The sequence below is a fragment of the Cetobacterium sp. ZWU0022 genome, assembly GCF_000800875.1.
GTDB lineage: Bacteria > Fusobacteriota > Fusobacteriia > Fusobacteriales > Fusobacteriaceae > Cetobacterium_A.
In genome coordinates this window covers 140,068-156,932 of record NZ_JRJZ01000041.1, presented here as the reverse complement: position 1 = coordinate 156,932, position 16,865 = coordinate 140,068, and the positions used below count along the sequence as shown (strand labels likewise).

Sequence of the window (16,865 nt, the reverse complement as noted above, 5' to 3'; positions counted from 1 at the left end):
GAAATCTCCTATTATTTAGCTATTTTTTATTTTTTGTAATCTACCAGCTGAGTAGTTACTTTAATTATTTTTAGTTTCTTTTATCTTCTTTTCAGTTGCTCTAATAAATCTAGGTATAAGCCATTCTTTCTCTTCTTCAGTTTTAGTATCTTTTTTAGCATAGATTACTTTTAATTCATCATAATAAGCTTGAACATCTCCACTGAATTCAGATCTATCTTTTATTGGATATTTTTTTAAGTTTGGAAACTCTTTATCTAAAATAGCATTCCATTCTTCAACTTGTGATTTATGTAGTGATAAGAACAAGTCAATATCTCCTGAGAATCTAATCTCTTTAATAACATCTCCAACTTCAAGCTTTTTAATGTTGTTAAAGTCTTTTTCATCAATAAACTCTCCAAATATAGTGTGTTTATTGTTTAACCAGTCAGCAGGATAAAGAGTGAAGAAGAACTGAGAACCTCCAGTTTCAGGACCAGTATTAGCCATAGCTAACATTCCAGGTTGGTAGAAGTCTAACCATTTAGAAAATTCATCAGGAATAGAGTAACCAGGACCTCCATCTCCTCTACCAGTAGGGTCTCCACCTTGAACTACAAAGTTTTCAACGGCTCTATGTATTTTTGTATTGTCATAGAATCCTCTTTTAGCAAGATTTATAAAATTAGCTACAGTTATTGGTGAAGCTTCAGGATATAAATAGAAACTAATATCTCCTTGAGTTGTAACAAATGTAGCTCTAATATTGTTATATTTTACCGCTTGAGTTTTACTAGTAGATGAACAAGCTGTTACAACAACTAATAACATCACTAGAGATAGTAATTTAATGATTTTTTTCATATGTACCCTCCTGTATTTACTGCTAGTATTATACTATATAAGAACCTATTTTACAAAGTACTTTTGTAAACTTTTTGTTGAAAGAGTAAGTGCTATAGATAAAACAATAAGTAAAACTGATAATGCGTTGACAACTGGCGAAACCCCTAATCTAATCATTGAGTAAATTCTTAAAGGTAGAGTAGAAGAACCTGGTCCAGCAACGAAGAATGTAGTAACGAAATCATCTAGTGATAAAGTTAATGACATTAAAAATCCTGAAACAATAGCAGGTGTAAGCATTGGAAGAATTACTTTTTTTAATGTTTGCATCTCATTTGCGCCTAAATCATAAGCAGCTTCAACAATAGAGTAATCAAATTCTCCAAGTCTTGATAAAACTATAAACAAAACAAATGGAATATTAAATGTTGTATGAGCTATGAAAATACTTGTTAATCCTAATTGTAGTTTAACTGTTGCAAACATAATCAGAAGTGAAACCCCTAAGATAATATCTGGAATAACTAAAGGAAGGAATGTTATAACTTTTAAATAGTTTTTATGTTTAAAGTTATACCAGTGTAATCCAATAGCCCCAAGAGTTCCAATTAATGTAGAAGTAGTGCTCGAAATAATTCCAATGAATAAACTATATTTAAATGCTTTCCAAATGTTATCAGAATAAAGGAATAACTCTTCGTACCATTTTAAAGAAAATCCTTGCCAAGTACTTGATCTTCCCTCATTGAAAGAGTAGATTACAAGAATTAACAGAGGCAAATAAAAGAATATCATAGATAAAATGAAGAAAAATAGTGATGTTCTTCTCTTATTCATCGTCAACCTCCTTAGACTTTTTTTCAACTCTCATAAAAATTAAGAGAGCGATTGATGTAATTAAAATAAGCATAGCCGAAATAGCTGAAGCTAAAGGCCAGTTTCTAGTCACAGTAAGATGTTGAGCGATAACAGTACCAAGCATAGTTGCCTTTGTACCTCCTACTAGTTTTGGAATAGCGTAAGATCCCATAGATGGAATAAATGTAAATAAGACTGCTGTAATAATACCAGATTTTATATTTGGTAAAAATACCTTTCTAAAAGCTTGAGCATTAGTTGCTCCCAAATCTCTAGCTGCTTCAACTAAAGCGAAATCAAATTTCTCAATAATAGCATATAGTGGTAATATTGCAAACGGTAAACTAGTATATACCGTGATTAAAATTACAGAGCTTGTATTATAAAGAAGCTTTAAAGGAGCGTCAATGATTCCTAATTTCATTAAAAAAGTATTTAAAAAACCATTAGAACCTAAAATAGATATCCAAGCATAGATTCTTATTAAAAAGTTAGTCCAAAACGGAATAATAACAAGAATAAGAAGTTCTTGTTTGAATTTTGACCTAGCTATAAAATAAGCCGTTGGAATAGCTAAAGTAACAGTTAAAATAGTTACAATAGCTGAGATATAAGTAGTTCTAAGAAGTATTTTTAGAAATACAGGTTCAAAAAATACATTGAAGTTCTTTAAGGTAAAGATCATTTGAACTCCACCATAAGTACCTTTAGTTAAAAAAGCATAGCTTAAAACGATTAGCATAGGAATAACAAAAAATACAGACATCCATAAAGTTAGTGGAATACTATATAAACTTCCAGAAGAGATTTTTTTCAATTATATCACCTCTACTAAGAAACTATCATCAGCATGCCAAGAAATATAAGCATCTTCATCCCAGTGTATTGTATCATTATCATCTTCATCAAAGTAAACAGCATGCTGTTTAAAAGCTTTAAATAATAGATTTTTATCTCCGTTTACCCAAACAAAGTATTTACTTTGGAATCCAGAGTAAATAAGTTCATCAACATAAACTTTTAAAGTATTGTGTTTTTCTGATAACCCTGTAGGTATTTGTTTAGAAACCCTAATTTTTTCAGGTCTGATAGAAACTCTAATTTTATCTCCAACTTTAACTATTTTATCAAGTTCAAAAATAAGTTCTCCTAAATGTTCCGTTTGAATCTTACCATAAGTTTCATCAAAAATTTCTGTAACAATGCCATCAAAGAAGTTATTTTCACCGATAAAATCAGCTACAAAAGTATCAGCAGGAGCTTCATAAACCTCAGCAGGAGTTCCTACTTGTAATACTTCTCCTTTATTCATAACAGCTATTCTATCAGAGATAGATAACGCTTCTTGCTGATCATGAGTAATAAAGATAAATGTAATTCCTACTTCATCATGAATATTATCTAGTTCAATCAAAAGATTTTGTCTAAGTTTTGCATCTAATGCTGATAAAGGTTCATCTAATAATAAAACTCCAGGTTTATTTATAAGAGCTCTTGCTATAGAAACTCTTTGTTGTTGACCTCCAGAAAGTTGATTTGGTTTTTTGTAGATATGTTCCTTCAAATCTACAAGTTCAATAAATTTTTTAACCTCTTCATCGATTGTTTTTTCATCAATTTTTTTCAGTCTTAATGGGAAAGCAACATTTTCATAAACTGTTAAATGAGGAAATAGAGCATATTTTTGAAAGATTGTATTAACGTTCCTCTTATTTGGGGCTAAATCAACTATATTCTCATCTCCTAGATAGATTGCACCACTATCTGGAGTTATAAATCCTGCAATCATTCTTAAAAGAGTAGTTTTACCACATCCAGATGGACCCAAAATAGAAAAAAACTCTCCATCTTTAATCTCTAAGTTAATATTTTTCAAAACATCAACTCCGTCGAAACTTTTTTTGATATCGACAATTTTAATATCTGTTTTTTTCAATTTTACCTCCTAATATATAATAAATTTGTTTACAATAATAATATTTTACCACATTTAACGAATAAAATAAACCAGTTTATTTGTTATAAATAAAAAAGAATCCTAGTAGGACTAGGATTCTCATAAATATTTAAAAGTGAGCTGGTTCTACGTGACCGTAATCTCCATTTCTTTTTTTATAAACAATATTCATATCACCTGATTCTGAATTAGTGAATACATAAAAATCTTTATTTAAAGCTTCTAATTGTAATATTGCTTCTTCAACATCCATAGGTCTAGGATTAACTGTAACACTTTCTATTTTCTTTATAGATTGAACAGTTATTGAGTTGTCTCCAGGTTCGAAGGTAATTTTCTTACCAATATTCAGATTAGGAGAAACATGGTTATTATCTCTTAATTTTTCTTTATGTTTCTTGATTTGTTTAGCTAAAATTTCAGTTACACGATCTATCGCATTATAAAGATCATCATCTGTATAAACACCCTTAATAACATTTCCATTTACATGGACTCTCGCATCAACTCTTTGTAGAGGACCTGATTTAGATTTTGTAGCTGATAATGTAACGTTAACTGTTAAAATGTTATCAAAGAATTTTTTTAATTTAAAAAAGTTCTTTTCACAATGATTTTTGATGGCATCAGTAATAACAAGATCTCCGTTAGTATTATAGTTTATTCTCATACAAACCACCCCTTATGGATATTTATGTAGCTTTCTTAGTTTATCTATACAGCTATTCTGAAAGAATTCCTTTTTTTAAGAATAATTTTTTATTAGATATTTCAGCAAGCTCTCTCGAATGTGTTACTGTTATAATAGTTTGACGTTTTTTGTCATTAATTTGTTTGAAAATATTAAAAATTTTTTCACTTGTTTCATTATCTAAGTTTCCAGTAGGCTCATCAAGTAGAAGAATTTTAGGATTATTAATAAGAGCTCTAGCTATAGCAACTCTTTGTTTTTCTCCACCAGATAGCTCTGTAGGTTTATGACTAGCTCTATGTTCAACGCCAACCTCTTTTAATAGTTGAAGAGCTCTTTTTTCAATTTCCTCTTTTTTAGAAAAATCTTGAGTTAGTGCAGGAATCATAACATTTTCAAGAGCTGTAAATTCAGGTAAAAGATAATGAAATTGAAAAACAAATCCAATAGTTTTATTTCTAATAGAATCAATAGTGGAGCTATTTATGGAGATTTTTTCATTATTAATATATATATCACCAGAGGTTGGTGAATCTAAAAGTCCAATCAGATTTAACAGTGTTGTTTTTCCAGAACCAGATTGACCAAGAATAGATATAAAATCCCCTTCTTCAATTTTAAGATTTAGGTCTTTTATAATTTCTAAAGTTTCATTTTTAGTAGAATAATTTTTACAAATATTTTTAAGTTCTAGAACGATATTTTTAGTCATGTCTTAAAGCCTCCACAATTTTTAAATTTCCGGCTCTATAAGCGGGAAATATACTTGATAAGAATATTAAAGTTGTATTAGTTCCTATAATTGTAAGTAGTTCTTTTAAAGATAATTCAATAGGAACTTTAGTTAGATAGTATATCGACGATATTCCTGGCAAAGAATATGTTTTTATATACCAAAGTAAAAATAGGGAAACAATGACACCAATGATGATTCCTGTTGCTCCAAGAATAATACCTTGGATTAAAAATATTTTAATAACAGAGCTATGAGATATTCCCATAGATCTCATAATCCCAATATATCTTATTTTTTCTCTAACCATAGTATTTAAAATAACCCAAACAACGAATCCAGCTATAATAACAATTAAAGAAAAGCCTATTATCATAACAGTTTTTTCAAGTGAAAGGGCTCTTAATAAGTTTTGGTTAAGGCTACCCCAAGTTCTGTTAAAAAGACCAGTATCGCTATAAATTTTATTTGAAACTTTCTCAGCATCATATGGATTATTTAAAATTAAGTCAATAGAGCTTACAGTCTCATCTCTTTCAGTCATATATTGAGCAGTTCGAAGTGGTAAAAGAATCATAGAAAGATCATAATCATAGTAACCACTTTGAAAAGTTGCCATTATTTCAAGTTCTAACTCCTTATTATTAGCTGAAATAATAGTTATAGAATCACCGATTGATCCAGCAATTCTATTTAAAAGCTCGTCACCAATAATAACACCCTTCATATTTGAAAGATCAATATCTCCTCTTTTGATTTTACTTTCTAAATTAAGTGCAGGAATAGCTTTTCCTAAATCTAAACCATCCAATTTAACTCCAGATACATATGTACCTAAAATTCCGTTATACTTAACAATACCTTGAGTTGTAACTTTAGGAATCACTCCTTTGACTTCAGAATATGTTTTAAAAGTATCTTCTAGAGTATCATAGTTTTTGATATTTTCATTCCCAATAATAGTAACATGACTAGATAAAGAGAGTATGCTATCGATCATATTTTTATTTAATCCGTTAGATATACCTATAGAGACGGTTAAAACCATAATACCTATAGCAATCCCAATAATACCAATAAAACTTTGTTTTTTATGTTCTAAGATATGTTTTTTTGCTATAAAAAATTCAAATAACATGTAGTTCACCTCATAATTAGTTTGTAAAGAGAGTTTTTATAAGAATCTCTTTCAATTCATCAGTAGTAATATTTATATTTAAGGAGTTACGTAAATTTATAAGTTGATTTTCACCTAGATATTTTTCATCAATAATATTATCAACATGCAACATATCAATCTCTTGTGGGGAAAGTTGATTGATTGTTTTTAAGAATAGGTTTCCATAATTTTTAAATTTTTGATTACCAATACCACGAACTTTAAGCATCTCCCAACGATTTCTAGGCTTTTTTTCAGCCAGTTCCATAAGAGTCAAATCTGAGAAAATGATATATGGTGGAACGCCTTCTTTTTCAGAAATCTCTTTTCTTAATGAGTTTAAAGTCTCGAAAAGTGGATCTTCAAAATAATCGAATGTAACAGATTCGTTAGATTTTCTAAAAACAGCCTTAATATTTTTCAAAACTTCAAAAGATTTAGTTGTTAATTTTAAAGTAGGGAAGCTTCCAGCACTTTGTTCTAGGTAATTTTCTGATATTAAATAGTAAATAAATTCCTCTAAATTGATTCGATTATATGACGACATAATACCGAATGTAGAAAGTTTAAAATACTCTTTTCTCTCAATTTTACTATCAACTTTACCCATTAAAATATTTGTTAATGTAGATATGCCAATACTTTCTTTTGTACGTCCGATACATGAAAAAATTTTCTGTGCATCTAAAGTGAAAGATTGAATATCCTTAAAATTTTTACAATTGCCACAATTACCACAATAATTTTTTATTCTTTTGTCACCAAAGTATTTTAAGATATATTCACGATAGCAACTTTCTAGATAGGCGTAATCAATCATAGCATCCAGTTTTTTTCGTTTTGTTCTTTTTAATTCTTTAGAACTTTCTTCATTTTGTTCAATTAAAAATTCCTGAGTCGAAACATCCTCTTCAAAGAATAGCAAAATAGCTTCCGATGGAGCACCATCTCTTCCCGCTCTTCCAGCTTCTTGATAATAACTCTCCAAATCTTTTGGAATATTTCGATGAATAACATATCTTACATTGGATTTATCTATCCCCATACCAAAAGCATTTGTGGCAATCATAATTTTGATATCATCTTTTAAAAACTTATCTTGAAAATTAGTTCTTTCTTTTTCATCTAATCCAGCATGATATTTTCCAACATTAAATCCTTTAAGGAGTAAATAACTGTATAAATTATCAACTTCTTTTCTTGTTGCCGCATATATTATACCAGATTTTTTAGAGTTTCTTTTAATGTATTCAGATATAAATGCTTCTGGAACAACACCTTTTTCAACTTTAAAAGTTAGATTGTCTCTATCAAATCCATCAACATAGATTTTTGGAGCTTGTAACGCTAGTCTTTCAATAATATCTTTTCTAACTTTACTTGTAGCGGTTGCTGTTAAAGCTAATATTTGTGGACGTTGATTAATTTTATCTAAAAATTTAGGAATTTCCAGGTAACTTTTTCTAAAGTCGTGTCCCCATTGAGATATACAATGAGCTTCATCAACTGCAATCATTGAAATTGGAAAATCTTTAATAAAATTTATAAACTTATCACTCATTAGTCTTTCTGGTGCAATATACAATAGCTTAATACTTTTATTTCTAATACCTAAAATAAGCTTTACATACTCTTCTTTTGTTAGTGTTGAGTTTAAAAAACCAGCTCTAACACCTAGATATTTTAAAGAATCAACTTGATCTTTCATCAGAGAAATAAGTGGTGAGATTACAATAGTCAGATGAGGATAAAGTAGTGCAGGTATTTGATAACATATTGATTTACCTCCTCCTGTAGACATAACACCTAAAGAATCTCTTTTTGAAAGAGCATTGTTGATTATTATCTCTTGTCCTTTTCTAAAATTATCATATCCATAAATAGTTTTTAATAGTTCTTTTGCTTTTGTTTTCATAACGTCCTTTCTATAAAAAAAGCCTTTTTTATAATAAATTTTATCATATTAAAGTTTTTTTTTATATAAATAATATTCAATTTTATTAAAAATCATAGTAGAATATACTATAAGGATAAAAAATGGAGGAAGAGATGGTTATAGTAAAATACGAAGATTTATTAAAAGAGAGAAACTACACTCTAATAGATGTAAGAACCCCAAAAGAATTTGAAGAGGAAGGGATTCCAGGAGCTATAAATATTCCTTTACTTTTAGATGAGGAAAGAGTTGAGGTTGGGACAGCATATAAACAAGTCTCTCCTGAAAAAGCAAAAGAGTTAGGAATAGAGGCTATTTCTAAAAGATTGCCAGAAATATTTAAAGAAGTACAAAAACATGCAAAAGGAAGAGTTGTGTTTTATTGTGCCCGTGGAGGAATGAGAAGTGGATCGATGTCTGCTTTATTCGCAGCACTAGGGTACACAACTTGGAAATTAGAGGGTGGATACAGAGCATATAGACAATATATATTAAAAAATATTGGAGAATATAATAAAGGTGTAAAATATTTTGTGTTGCATGGAAAGACAGGAATTGGAAAAACAAAGATATTGAAAGCTTTAGAAGAAAGAGGGTACTCTGTTTTAGATTTAGAAAAAATGGCGGATCATAAAGGATCATTTTTTGGAGGAGTTTGTGAGGAGAGAGAGCAGAGCCAAAAAAGATTTGATTCATCAGTATTCGATTTTTTATATACAAAAAATCCAGAATATGTTTTAGCTGAAAGTGAAAGTAAAAGAATAGGAAATGTATATGTGCAAGATGATATATTTGATTCTTTAGCAGAAGGAATTCATATAGCTTTAGATACTTCTATTGAACATAGATTACAAATAATAGATGAGGACTATGCCGGGGCAACATTAGAGGAGTTGCAAGAGTGTTTAGATAAAGTTGGGAGATATATACCAAAAGCTAAGTATAAAGAGTACTCAGAGATGTTATCCGAAAATAAAATAAAAGAATTGTCAGAGATTTTAATGGTTGAATATTATGATCCACTTTATCAAAAAAGTATAGAAAAATATAGTTACGATGCAGAGATATTTTATGAAACTTTAGATGAAGGTGTGGAGAAAGTGGTGAGATATCTAAATGAAAAAGGTATTTTTGGAAAAGAGATCACTGAATAAAATAGTTATTGTATTGTCATCATTCGCATTAGGAGTTTTAATATATCTATTATTTAGAAGTAGAAAATTGTTTTATTATCAATTTATTGAGATGATATATTTAGACCCATATGTAAGAGCCATTAGAAAAATTGTGTGGGTTTATAGAAAATATATACCAAATTGGGTAATATATTCACTTCCAGATGGATTGTGGTTGTTTTCGATGGGAGTTTCAATACTACATAATAGATATTATTATAAGCAAGCACAGTATATATTTAATTTAATATTTATTTCTATAGTTGGAGTAGAGATTTTTCAAGGTATTTATGGAGGACATGGAACTTTTGTAGGAACTTTCGATTTAGCAGATGTAATATGTTATATAGTAGGATATATTTTAGCAACTGTAATAGGGTATGTTTATTGGAAAGAGAAATATAAGGGAAAAGATATTGAGAATAAAAATGAAGTATTAAAAAAAGAGCGAAGAAAAATCTTATTAATTGTAATTGTATTTACAATTTTAGGATTTTTCCCGGCTCTAATTAATTGATTATCTTAAAGTGATAATATTATTTTCTAATGATTCGATAACAGCAAGGGATTCTAAGTGGATTCCTTGCTCTTTTAATATTGTACCACCTGGTTGGAATCCTTTTTCAATAACTATTCCAACACCAGCAAGATTAGCTCCAGCTTGTTCAATGATGCTTTTTAAACCAATAATAGCATTACCCATAGCTAAGAAATCATCAACAACAAGAATATTGTCTTCAGGAGACAAGAATTCTTTTGAAACTGTGATGTTATAATCAGTTTTTTTAGTGAAAGAGTGTACGTTTGCATTATAAGAATCACCCATAGTTGATGGTTTTTTCTTTTTAGCAAATACCATAGGAACTTTAAAAGCATAAGCTGCAGCTATACCAATAGCAATTCCAGAAGCTTCAATAGTAAGTATTTTATTGATATTTTTTCCTTCAAAACGTTTTTTAAACTCTTCACCTATCTCTATCATTAAAACGGGATCAATTTGGTGATTGATAAAGCTATCAACCTTTAAGATTGAGCTATCAGTCACAGACCCGTATTTTTCGATGTATTCCTCTAATAATTTCATATTTGTTCCTCCAGTGTTTCTAATATTTTTAAATCATTTTGTGTATCTATATCAAAAAACTCGAACGAGTTTTTAAAATTGCATTTTATAAATTCCTCTTTTTTTAAAATTTCTCGGCCGCCACTATCTCCTTTTAAAGATGTTAAATCTTTAAAGTAGATTTTCGGAAATAAAATAGGGGCACTTTTTTCTCCATTAATAAATGGAACTATAATTTTATTATATTTTTGAAATTCAAAAATAATTTTTAGGAGAGATTCTCTTGTTAAGAATGGCATATCTCCAGGAATAAATATAAATCCTTGAAGTGTTGCTTCAGATGTTCCCAAAACAACAGAACGACTTTGGCCAAGTTCTGGATTTTTATTTTCAATAAATTTAAATCCAAATTTTTTAGATAGATCGTAGTGGAAATTATTTTTTCCAACCAAAATTTTTTCTTTAAAATCTATTTTATTTATATTTGTTAAAGTCATTTCTAAAATTGTTTTACCATTTTTAAGTTTATAGCTTAGTTTGTCACCAAAAAATCTTTTTGAGAAACCAGAAGCTAAAACTATGGGAGTTACATTTTTAAATTTGAAAAAATTATTACTAAAAATAGAACCAAAGTAAATATTTTCAAAATTCTCGATTTTGCTAACAATATCTAAAAAACTTCCAAAAGAATCTAAAGATTCTATTTTATTAAAAAAAAGTATTTTTTCTCCTAAAGAATTATTAAAAAATATATTTGAATTAATATAACCTATATAATCATTTTTTTCAATAGTTTTATTAAAATTAAAGTATTGTTTTTGAAAAAGTTCAAATCTATGGATAGTTGTTTCGTTTTTATCTTTATGTAGAGCTGTAATATCTATTACAGCAATGGTTTTAGTAGATTTTGGATATATATTAGGTTCATCATCTCTCCAACCTTTTAAAGCTTTATTAGCACTTCCATCAGCTTCTATCAAGATATAATCGAAATATTTTCTCAACACATTTAAATCTTCAAATTGAGCACTCATAATTTTATTATTTATAATTTCTGGACAAAAGATGTGTATAAAATTATCCTGAGGAGATAAAGTTGAAATCTCCTCAGGATATATGAAAATAAAACTATTATTTTCTGTAATTTCTGGTTTAAATATTTTTGTGGTTGTAGCGATTAAGACAGTTCCATTTTTTTTAAGTGTATTAGCTAGATGAAACATGAGCGATGTTTTTCCACCAGCTCCAGTAATTGATACTATATCACCTTTTTTGATATTGAATAGTTCTGTCATAGAGCTCCTCCCATTTTAATTTTTGAAGTTATAAGTTAAATATTCCCATAAGAACTTTTTCAGATGTTACAGGTAAAGATCTTACTCTAACTTTAGTTGCGTTATAAACAGCATCTGCAATAGCAGGAGCAGGAGTATTAACAACAACCTCACCAACAGATTTTGCTCCGAAAGGTCCTGTTTTTTCATAAGAGCTTGAAATTTCTACTCTTATACTTTTACAATCAAGTCTTGATGGTATTTTATATTGCATCAGAGAGTCAGAAATAACTCTTCCTTTTTTATCATACTTTATATCTTCGAAAAGAGCAAGTCCAATTCCTTGAGATGCCCCTCCTTCAACTTGAACTTTAACTAAGTTAGGATTTATAGGAGTTCCACAATCAACAACAGAAAGGTAATCAATAACTTCAACTTCTCCAGTTAGAGTATCCACTTCAACTTCGGCAAAACCAGCGATGAAAGGCGGTGGCGAAGTTTCTCCTCCCCAAGTTCCAGTAGTTGTAATTTGATTCATTCCTTCAAACGAGATTGAACGCTGTGCAAACTCTTCTAAAGAGATAATCTTGTCTCCAACTTTTAAATCAGTTCCAAGGTACTCAATTTCATTTATGTCGGTATTGAACATTTTTGCAGCGCCTTTAAGAATCTCTTCTTTCATTTTATTAGCAGCTATAATAACAGCATTTCCTGTAACATAAGTTCCACTTGAAGCATATGCTCCTGGATCATATGGAGATAAATCTGTATCAGCTGAATGAATTGCAACTCTATCCATAGGAACATCTAAAATTTCAGCAGCCATTTGTGTAAGAACCGTATCACATCCTTGTCCCATATCAGTAACTCCAATCATCAGATTGAAATCTCCTCTATCTCCAAGTTTAATAGTTGCAGCAGCAGTATCTACTCCAGCAATTCCAGATCCTTGCATAGTAACAGCCATTCCAGCAGCTCTAACTTTATTAGGTGCTACTTCTCTAGGAATAACTCTCTCTTCCCAATTAAAGTTTTCTTTACCAATTTCGATACATTTTTTAATATCTCCACTTGTAATATATTTCCCTTCAGCAGGTTCAACTAAATTCTTCATTCTAATAACTGTAGGATCTATGTTAAGCTCATGAGCTAACTCATTGATAATAGATTCAACAGCAAATGTTCCTTGAGTAGCTCCATATCCTCTAAAAGCACCAGCATTCATAGTGTTAGAGTAAACTATATTAGCATTAAATCTCATTGGAACAGTATCATAAAGTGGGAAAGTTTTATATGATACAAGAGATGTAACCGTAGGAGCATGTTCTCCGTAAGCACCAGCATTAGAAAGAGCTTTGATATCAATAGCCTTGATATTTCCTTCTAAGTCTGCACCAATTTTTACATCCAATCTCATACCGTGTCTTGTAGTTGTACAAGTATGAGTTTCTTTTCTATTATATATAATCTTAGATGGTTTACCAGTTTTTAAAGTAACAAAAGCTGAGTAAATTTCACAAACAGCTGTTTGTTTTCCACCAAATCCACCACCTATTCTAGGTTTGATAACTCTTAATTTGCTTGAAGGCATCTCTAGTGCTCTAGCAAGATGTCTTCTTACATGGAATGGAATTTGTGTAGAACTTACTGTTGTAAGTCTTCCATTTACATCGAAGTAGCTGTATGATCTATAAGTTTCCATCATAGCATGCATCTGAGGCTGAGTGTAGTAGGTTCTTTCAAGGATGATATCACTTTGTAAAAATCCATCATCTACTCCAGGCTTTTCAGCGTAAGCTTTAGCAGCTATATTTCTTTCTCTTTCATATCCAATTTCAAAGTTAGTGTGAACCTCTTCAGGGTGAACTAAGATATGAGAATCGATAGCTTTTTCAAAATCTAAAATTGGTTCTAAAACCTCGTATTGAACTTTAATTAATTTCATAGCTTTTTCAGCAGCTCTTTCATCTTCAGCAGCTATTATAGCAACAGGGTCGCCTACATATCTAACATACTCATCAAGAATTCTTCTATCGTATGGAGATGGTTCAGGGAAGCTTTGTCCAGCTAAAGTAAATCTAGTTTTAGGTGTATCTTCATGAGTGTAAATAGCTTCAACACCAGGAACTTTTAAAGCTATCGAAACATCAATAGCTTTAATTTTTGCAAAAGCATGAGGAGATCTAAGTAGCTTTATAGTCAGAACATTGTTATTTAGAATTAGATCTTCTGTATAAGCAGGATTTCCTGTAACAACACCCATTCCATCTACTTTTCTAACAGATGTATTAACAATTTTCATTATTCATCTCCTCCATAAAGTTTTTGATAGCTCTAAGTTGAGACACATATCCACTACATCTACAAAGGTTTCCATTTAAATAGTGCATAATTTCGTCATCAGTTGGATTAGTTAACTCTTTAGTCATAGCAAGTACTGTTAAAGTAAATCCAGGAGAACAAAAACCACATTGCTCAGCACCCTCAGTTGTCATGAAAGAGGCAAATTTTTTAGCTTCTACAGGGAAATGTTCTATTGTAGAAATCTGTTTCCCCGCAGCTCTAGCAGCAAGAGTGCTACAAGAAAGTATAGGTGATCCATTTAAAAGAACTGTACAAAGTCCACAAGCTCCAGTGTCACACCCTCTTTTAACACTTAGGTATCCCTCTTTTCTTAAAACATCAAGTAGGTAGTCGTCATCTTTAATAAGAATCTCTTTTCTTCTACCATTTATAGTAGTTGTCAATAACATTAATTTAAAACCTCCTGAATTCCTTTTTTAAGTAATGCTGTTAAGAGAAGTTCTCTATATGTCTTAGAACCTCTCATATTTGAATCTAAAGGAATTTCATCTCCAATATATTTAATAGCATTAATGATGTCTTTTTCAATATTTTCACTATTGTTTAAAATATCCATAGTTTTTTGAGCTAACATAGCTTTACCAGGTCTTGAACCAACTGCAATAGTTATTTTATTCTCTGAGTAAGAGATAGCTAAGTTAACAACAGAATAATCTGTTTTACTTTTTCTAACACATTGGAAAGATGTTTTAGAGATTTTTTTAGGAATAATAATTTCAACTAAAATATCTTTTCTAATCTCTTTCTCGTTTAAAAAGTCCTCTAAAGATAAAACTCCACCATTGAATAGTTTTATTTTAGCATTTAAAGATAGTAACACAGGTATTAAATCAGAGAAACCATATTTACTAAAAACTGTTGCTCCAACAGTTATGTTACTTCTAAATTGAACACCAATAATATCTTTTAAAGCAGTTAAAAAGATATCACCAAAATATTCTTTTAAAAGTGAGTTAGTCTCAAGGTTTCTAAAAGTTGTCATAGCTCCTATAGATATAGTTTCTTCATCTTCTAAAATATAGTTTAAATTTAGATTAGATAAATCAATAGCAACATTCCAAGCAGTATTTCCCATTCTTAAATATGAAGTTCCACCAAGAATAATATTTTTTTTATTTTTTACAAGTTCTGAATATGCTTCTTCAATGGAAGATGCTAGGAAAAATTTTGAAAAAGAAAACAATTTAAAACCTCCAATTAATCTAATTTATTTATACAGCTTTTTTTGCAACTGAAATATTCTCAACTGTACTCTTTTCAGTTTCTTCACTTTCAAGAGGTAGGATAATATTTAATAAAACAGCTATTGTACCAGAAACAACAATTCCAGATCCTCCAAATATAAGTTTAATACTTTCAGGGAAAATAGTAAGAGCTTCAGGAACATTTCCAAGTCCATATCCAAGACCTAAAGAAACAGCTAAGATAACAGAATTTCTATTTTTTAATGGTTCTTTTGTGATTAAGTTTATTCCACTGATAGATATCATAGCAAATACCATAACTAAGCTTCCACCGATAACACTAGCTGGGATTATAGTAAATAAAGCTCCAATTTTTGGAATGAAAGCCCCAACAACTAAGAACATCGCACCAGTTGCAACTACGAATCTACTCATGATACCAGTCATTGCAATGATACCTGTATTTTGACTGAAAGAAGTCGTAGGTAAAACTGAGAATACAGCAGCTAAAGCACTTCCAAGTCCATCTGCAAGAATTCCACCAGATAATTCTTTATCAGTAGTTTCTCTTCCAGCTCCACCCATAGTAACTCCAGACATATCTCCAACAGTTTCAACAGCAGAAACAATAAACATTAAAATCATAGCTAATATTGCATCAAGATGGAATGCAAATCCAAACATTAAAGGTCTAGGTACTGTTAAATAGTCAGCTTGAACAAGAGGTTGTAAATCCACTTTTCCAAGAAGTAAAGCAACGATAAATCCAACAATAGTTCCAATAAAAATAGATCCAGTACTTAAAATTCCTTTTGTAAATTGTTTGAAGAATACAACAGTGATAAGAACGATAGTTCCAATTAATAGATTTTCTAAAGATCCGAAATCAGGGGCACCTACACCACCAGCAAAACTTTTTACTCCAACTGGTAAAAGAGATAATCCTATCGAAAGAACAACAACACCAGTAACGATAGGTGGGAAGAATTTTCTGACTCTTTTAATAATTAAACCTAAAAGTCCTTCAAATAATCCACCAATTAAAGCGGCTCCAAGAACTCCTTCAAAACCATATCTAGTTCCGATAGATATTGCAACAGGGACGAAAGCAAAGCTTGTTCCAACAACGATTGGTAATCTAGCACCAATAGGTCCAAGAGTGTAAGCTTGAATTAAAGTGTTTAAACCGGCAACAAACATAGAAGCCTGAATAAGAAGTGTTTTTTGTTCAGATGAAAGTCCAAGAACTCCAGCAACTATAATGATAGGTGTGATATTACTAACGAACATAGCAAGTATGTGCTGTAATCCTAAAGGTAAAGCCGTTTTTAGTTCAGGTACTCCATCTAAGTGATAAGGTGATCTGTTTTTTTCCATTTTTGATAATCCTCCTAAAATTCTTTTTTGTGAATTTTACTCAATATATAGTTGGATTAAACTATATTTATAGAAAATAAAAAAAGATTATCTTTTTTCATCTTCTACAAGTGAAAAATAGATAATCTAAAATAGTTAGATAAGAAATCTATTTAATTCACCCATAGTGGCTAATTTAAGGTTAGCCGTAGAAACTTCCGACCGTATTACGGATATATATGAGTAATTCTTTAATTTCCCTTGAGTTTATCAAGGGTATTTATTAA

At 30.0% G+C, this 16,865-nt stretch carries 16 protein-coding genes and 1 riboswitch; of the genes, 2 read left to right on the top strand and 14 right to left on the bottom strand.

All coding sequences use genetic code 11. From position 1 onward, the window contains the following. Positions 1–60: 60 nt before the first annotated feature. The 8 genes from L988_RS04530 to recQ all read right to left on the bottom strand — a co-directional run bounded on the left by L988_RS04530 (position 61) and on the right by recQ (position 8,141). Positions 61–846: a peptidylprolyl isomerase gene (locus tag L988_RS04530; RefSeq protein WP_047382007.1), complete on the bottom strand. Its 786-nt coding sequence runs from the start codon at positions 844–846 to the stop codon at positions 61–63. Between the two features lie 45 nt (positions 847–891). Then, positions 892–1,665 carry an ABC transporter permease gene (locus L988_RS04525; RefSeq protein ID WP_047382005.1) on the bottom strand — a complete coding sequence of 258 codons (774 nt, stop codon included), beginning with the start codon at positions 1,663–1,665 and terminating at the stop codon, positions 892–894. After that, on the bottom strand, positions 1,658–2,503 hold the full coding sequence (locus tag L988_RS04520; RefSeq protein WP_047382003.1) for an ABC transporter permease: 846 nt from the start codon (positions 2,501–2,503) through the stop codon (positions 1,658–1,660). Before L988_RS04520 ends, L988_RS04525 begins: the two co-directional genes overlap by 8 nt. Then, positions 2,504–3,622: an ABC transporter ATP-binding protein gene (locus L988_RS04515; protein ID WP_047382001.1), complete on the bottom strand. Its 1,119-nt coding sequence runs from the start codon at positions 3,620–3,622 to the stop codon at positions 2,504–2,506. A 130-nt stretch (positions 3,623–3,752) separates the two neighbouring features. Beyond that, entirely contained in the window at positions 3,753–4,313 is a 561-nt protein-coding gene (gene hpf / locus L988_RS04510) for a ribosome hibernation-promoting factor, HPF/YfiA family (protein WP_047381999.1), read from the bottom strand. Between the two features lie 52 nt (positions 4,314–4,365). After that, entirely contained in the window at positions 4,366–5,046 is a 681-nt protein-coding gene (locus tag L988_RS04505; protein WP_047381997.1) for an ABC transporter ATP-binding protein, read from the bottom strand. Further along, entirely contained in the window at positions 5,039–6,205 is a 1,167-nt protein-coding gene (locus L988_RS04500) for an ABC transporter permease (protein ID WP_047381995.1), read from the bottom strand. Before L988_RS04500 ends, L988_RS04505 begins: the two co-directional genes overlap by 8 nt. Positions 6,206–6,221: 16 nt before the next feature. Beyond that, a complete protein-coding gene (gene recQ, locus L988_RS04495; protein ID WP_047381993.1) occupies positions 6,222–8,141 on the bottom strand; it encodes a DNA helicase RecQ in 1,920 nt (639 codons plus the stop codon). Between the two features lie 134 nt (positions 8,142–8,275). Between recQ and mnmH the strand changes: the two genes are divergently transcribed. After that, entirely contained in the window at positions 8,276–9,316 is a 1,041-nt protein-coding gene (gene mnmH / locus L988_RS04490; protein WP_047381991.1) for a tRNA 2-selenouridine(34) synthase MnmH, read from the top strand. Then, entirely contained in the window at positions 9,279–9,854 is a 576-nt protein-coding gene (locus tag L988_RS04485; RefSeq protein ID WP_052191686.1) for a hypothetical protein, read from the top strand. Before mnmH ends, L988_RS04485 begins: the two co-directional genes overlap by 38 nt. Here the strand turns inward: L988_RS04485 and L988_RS04480 are convergent, their stop codons facing one another. The 6 genes from L988_RS04480 to L988_RS04455 are packed head-to-tail and all read right to left on the bottom strand — an operon-like array spanning position 9,855 to position 16,599. After that, positions 9,855–10,421: a xanthine phosphoribosyltransferase gene (locus L988_RS04480; RefSeq protein ID WP_047381990.1), complete on the bottom strand. Its 567-nt coding sequence runs from the start codon at positions 10,419–10,421 to the stop codon at positions 9,855–9,857. After that, positions 10,418–11,695 carry a selenium cofactor biosynthesis protein YqeC gene (yqeC, locus tag L988_RS04475; RefSeq protein ID WP_047381989.1) on the bottom strand — a complete coding sequence of 426 codons (1,278 nt, stop codon included), beginning with the start codon at positions 11,693–11,695 and terminating at the stop codon, positions 10,418–10,420. Before yqeC ends, L988_RS04480 begins: the two co-directional genes overlap by 4 nt. A gap of 28 nt (positions 11,696–11,723) precedes the next feature. Further along, positions 11,724–13,976 (bottom strand): xanthine dehydrogenase family protein molybdopterin-binding subunit, encoded by a 2,253-nt coding sequence (locus L988_RS04470; RefSeq protein WP_047381988.1) that lies wholly within the window; start codon positions 13,974–13,976, stop codon positions 11,724–11,726. After that, the gene (locus L988_RS04465; RefSeq protein ID WP_047381986.1) at positions 13,963–14,427 is read right to left on the bottom strand and encodes a (2Fe-2S)-binding protein; all 465 of its coding nucleotides are present in this window, start codon (positions 14,425–14,427) and stop codon (positions 13,963–13,965) included. The genes L988_RS04470 and L988_RS04465 overlap by 14 nt, the downstream gene beginning before the upstream one ends. Then, positions 14,427–15,221, bottom strand: coding sequence for an FAD binding domain-containing protein (locus L988_RS04460; RefSeq protein ID WP_047381984.1), 795 nt, complete (start codon positions 15,219–15,221; stop codon positions 14,427–14,429). Before L988_RS04460 ends, L988_RS04465 begins: the two co-directional genes overlap by 1 nt. A 28-nt stretch (positions 15,222–15,249) precedes the next feature. Then, a complete protein-coding gene (locus L988_RS04455; protein WP_047381982.1) occupies positions 15,250–16,599 on the bottom strand; it encodes a uracil-xanthine permease family protein in 1,350 nt (449 codons plus the stop codon). 144 nt (positions 16,600–16,743) lie between these two features. Further along, a riboswitch (purine riboswitch) is annotated at positions 16,744–16,841 on the bottom strand. Positions 16,842–16,865: the final 24 nt, after the last annotated feature.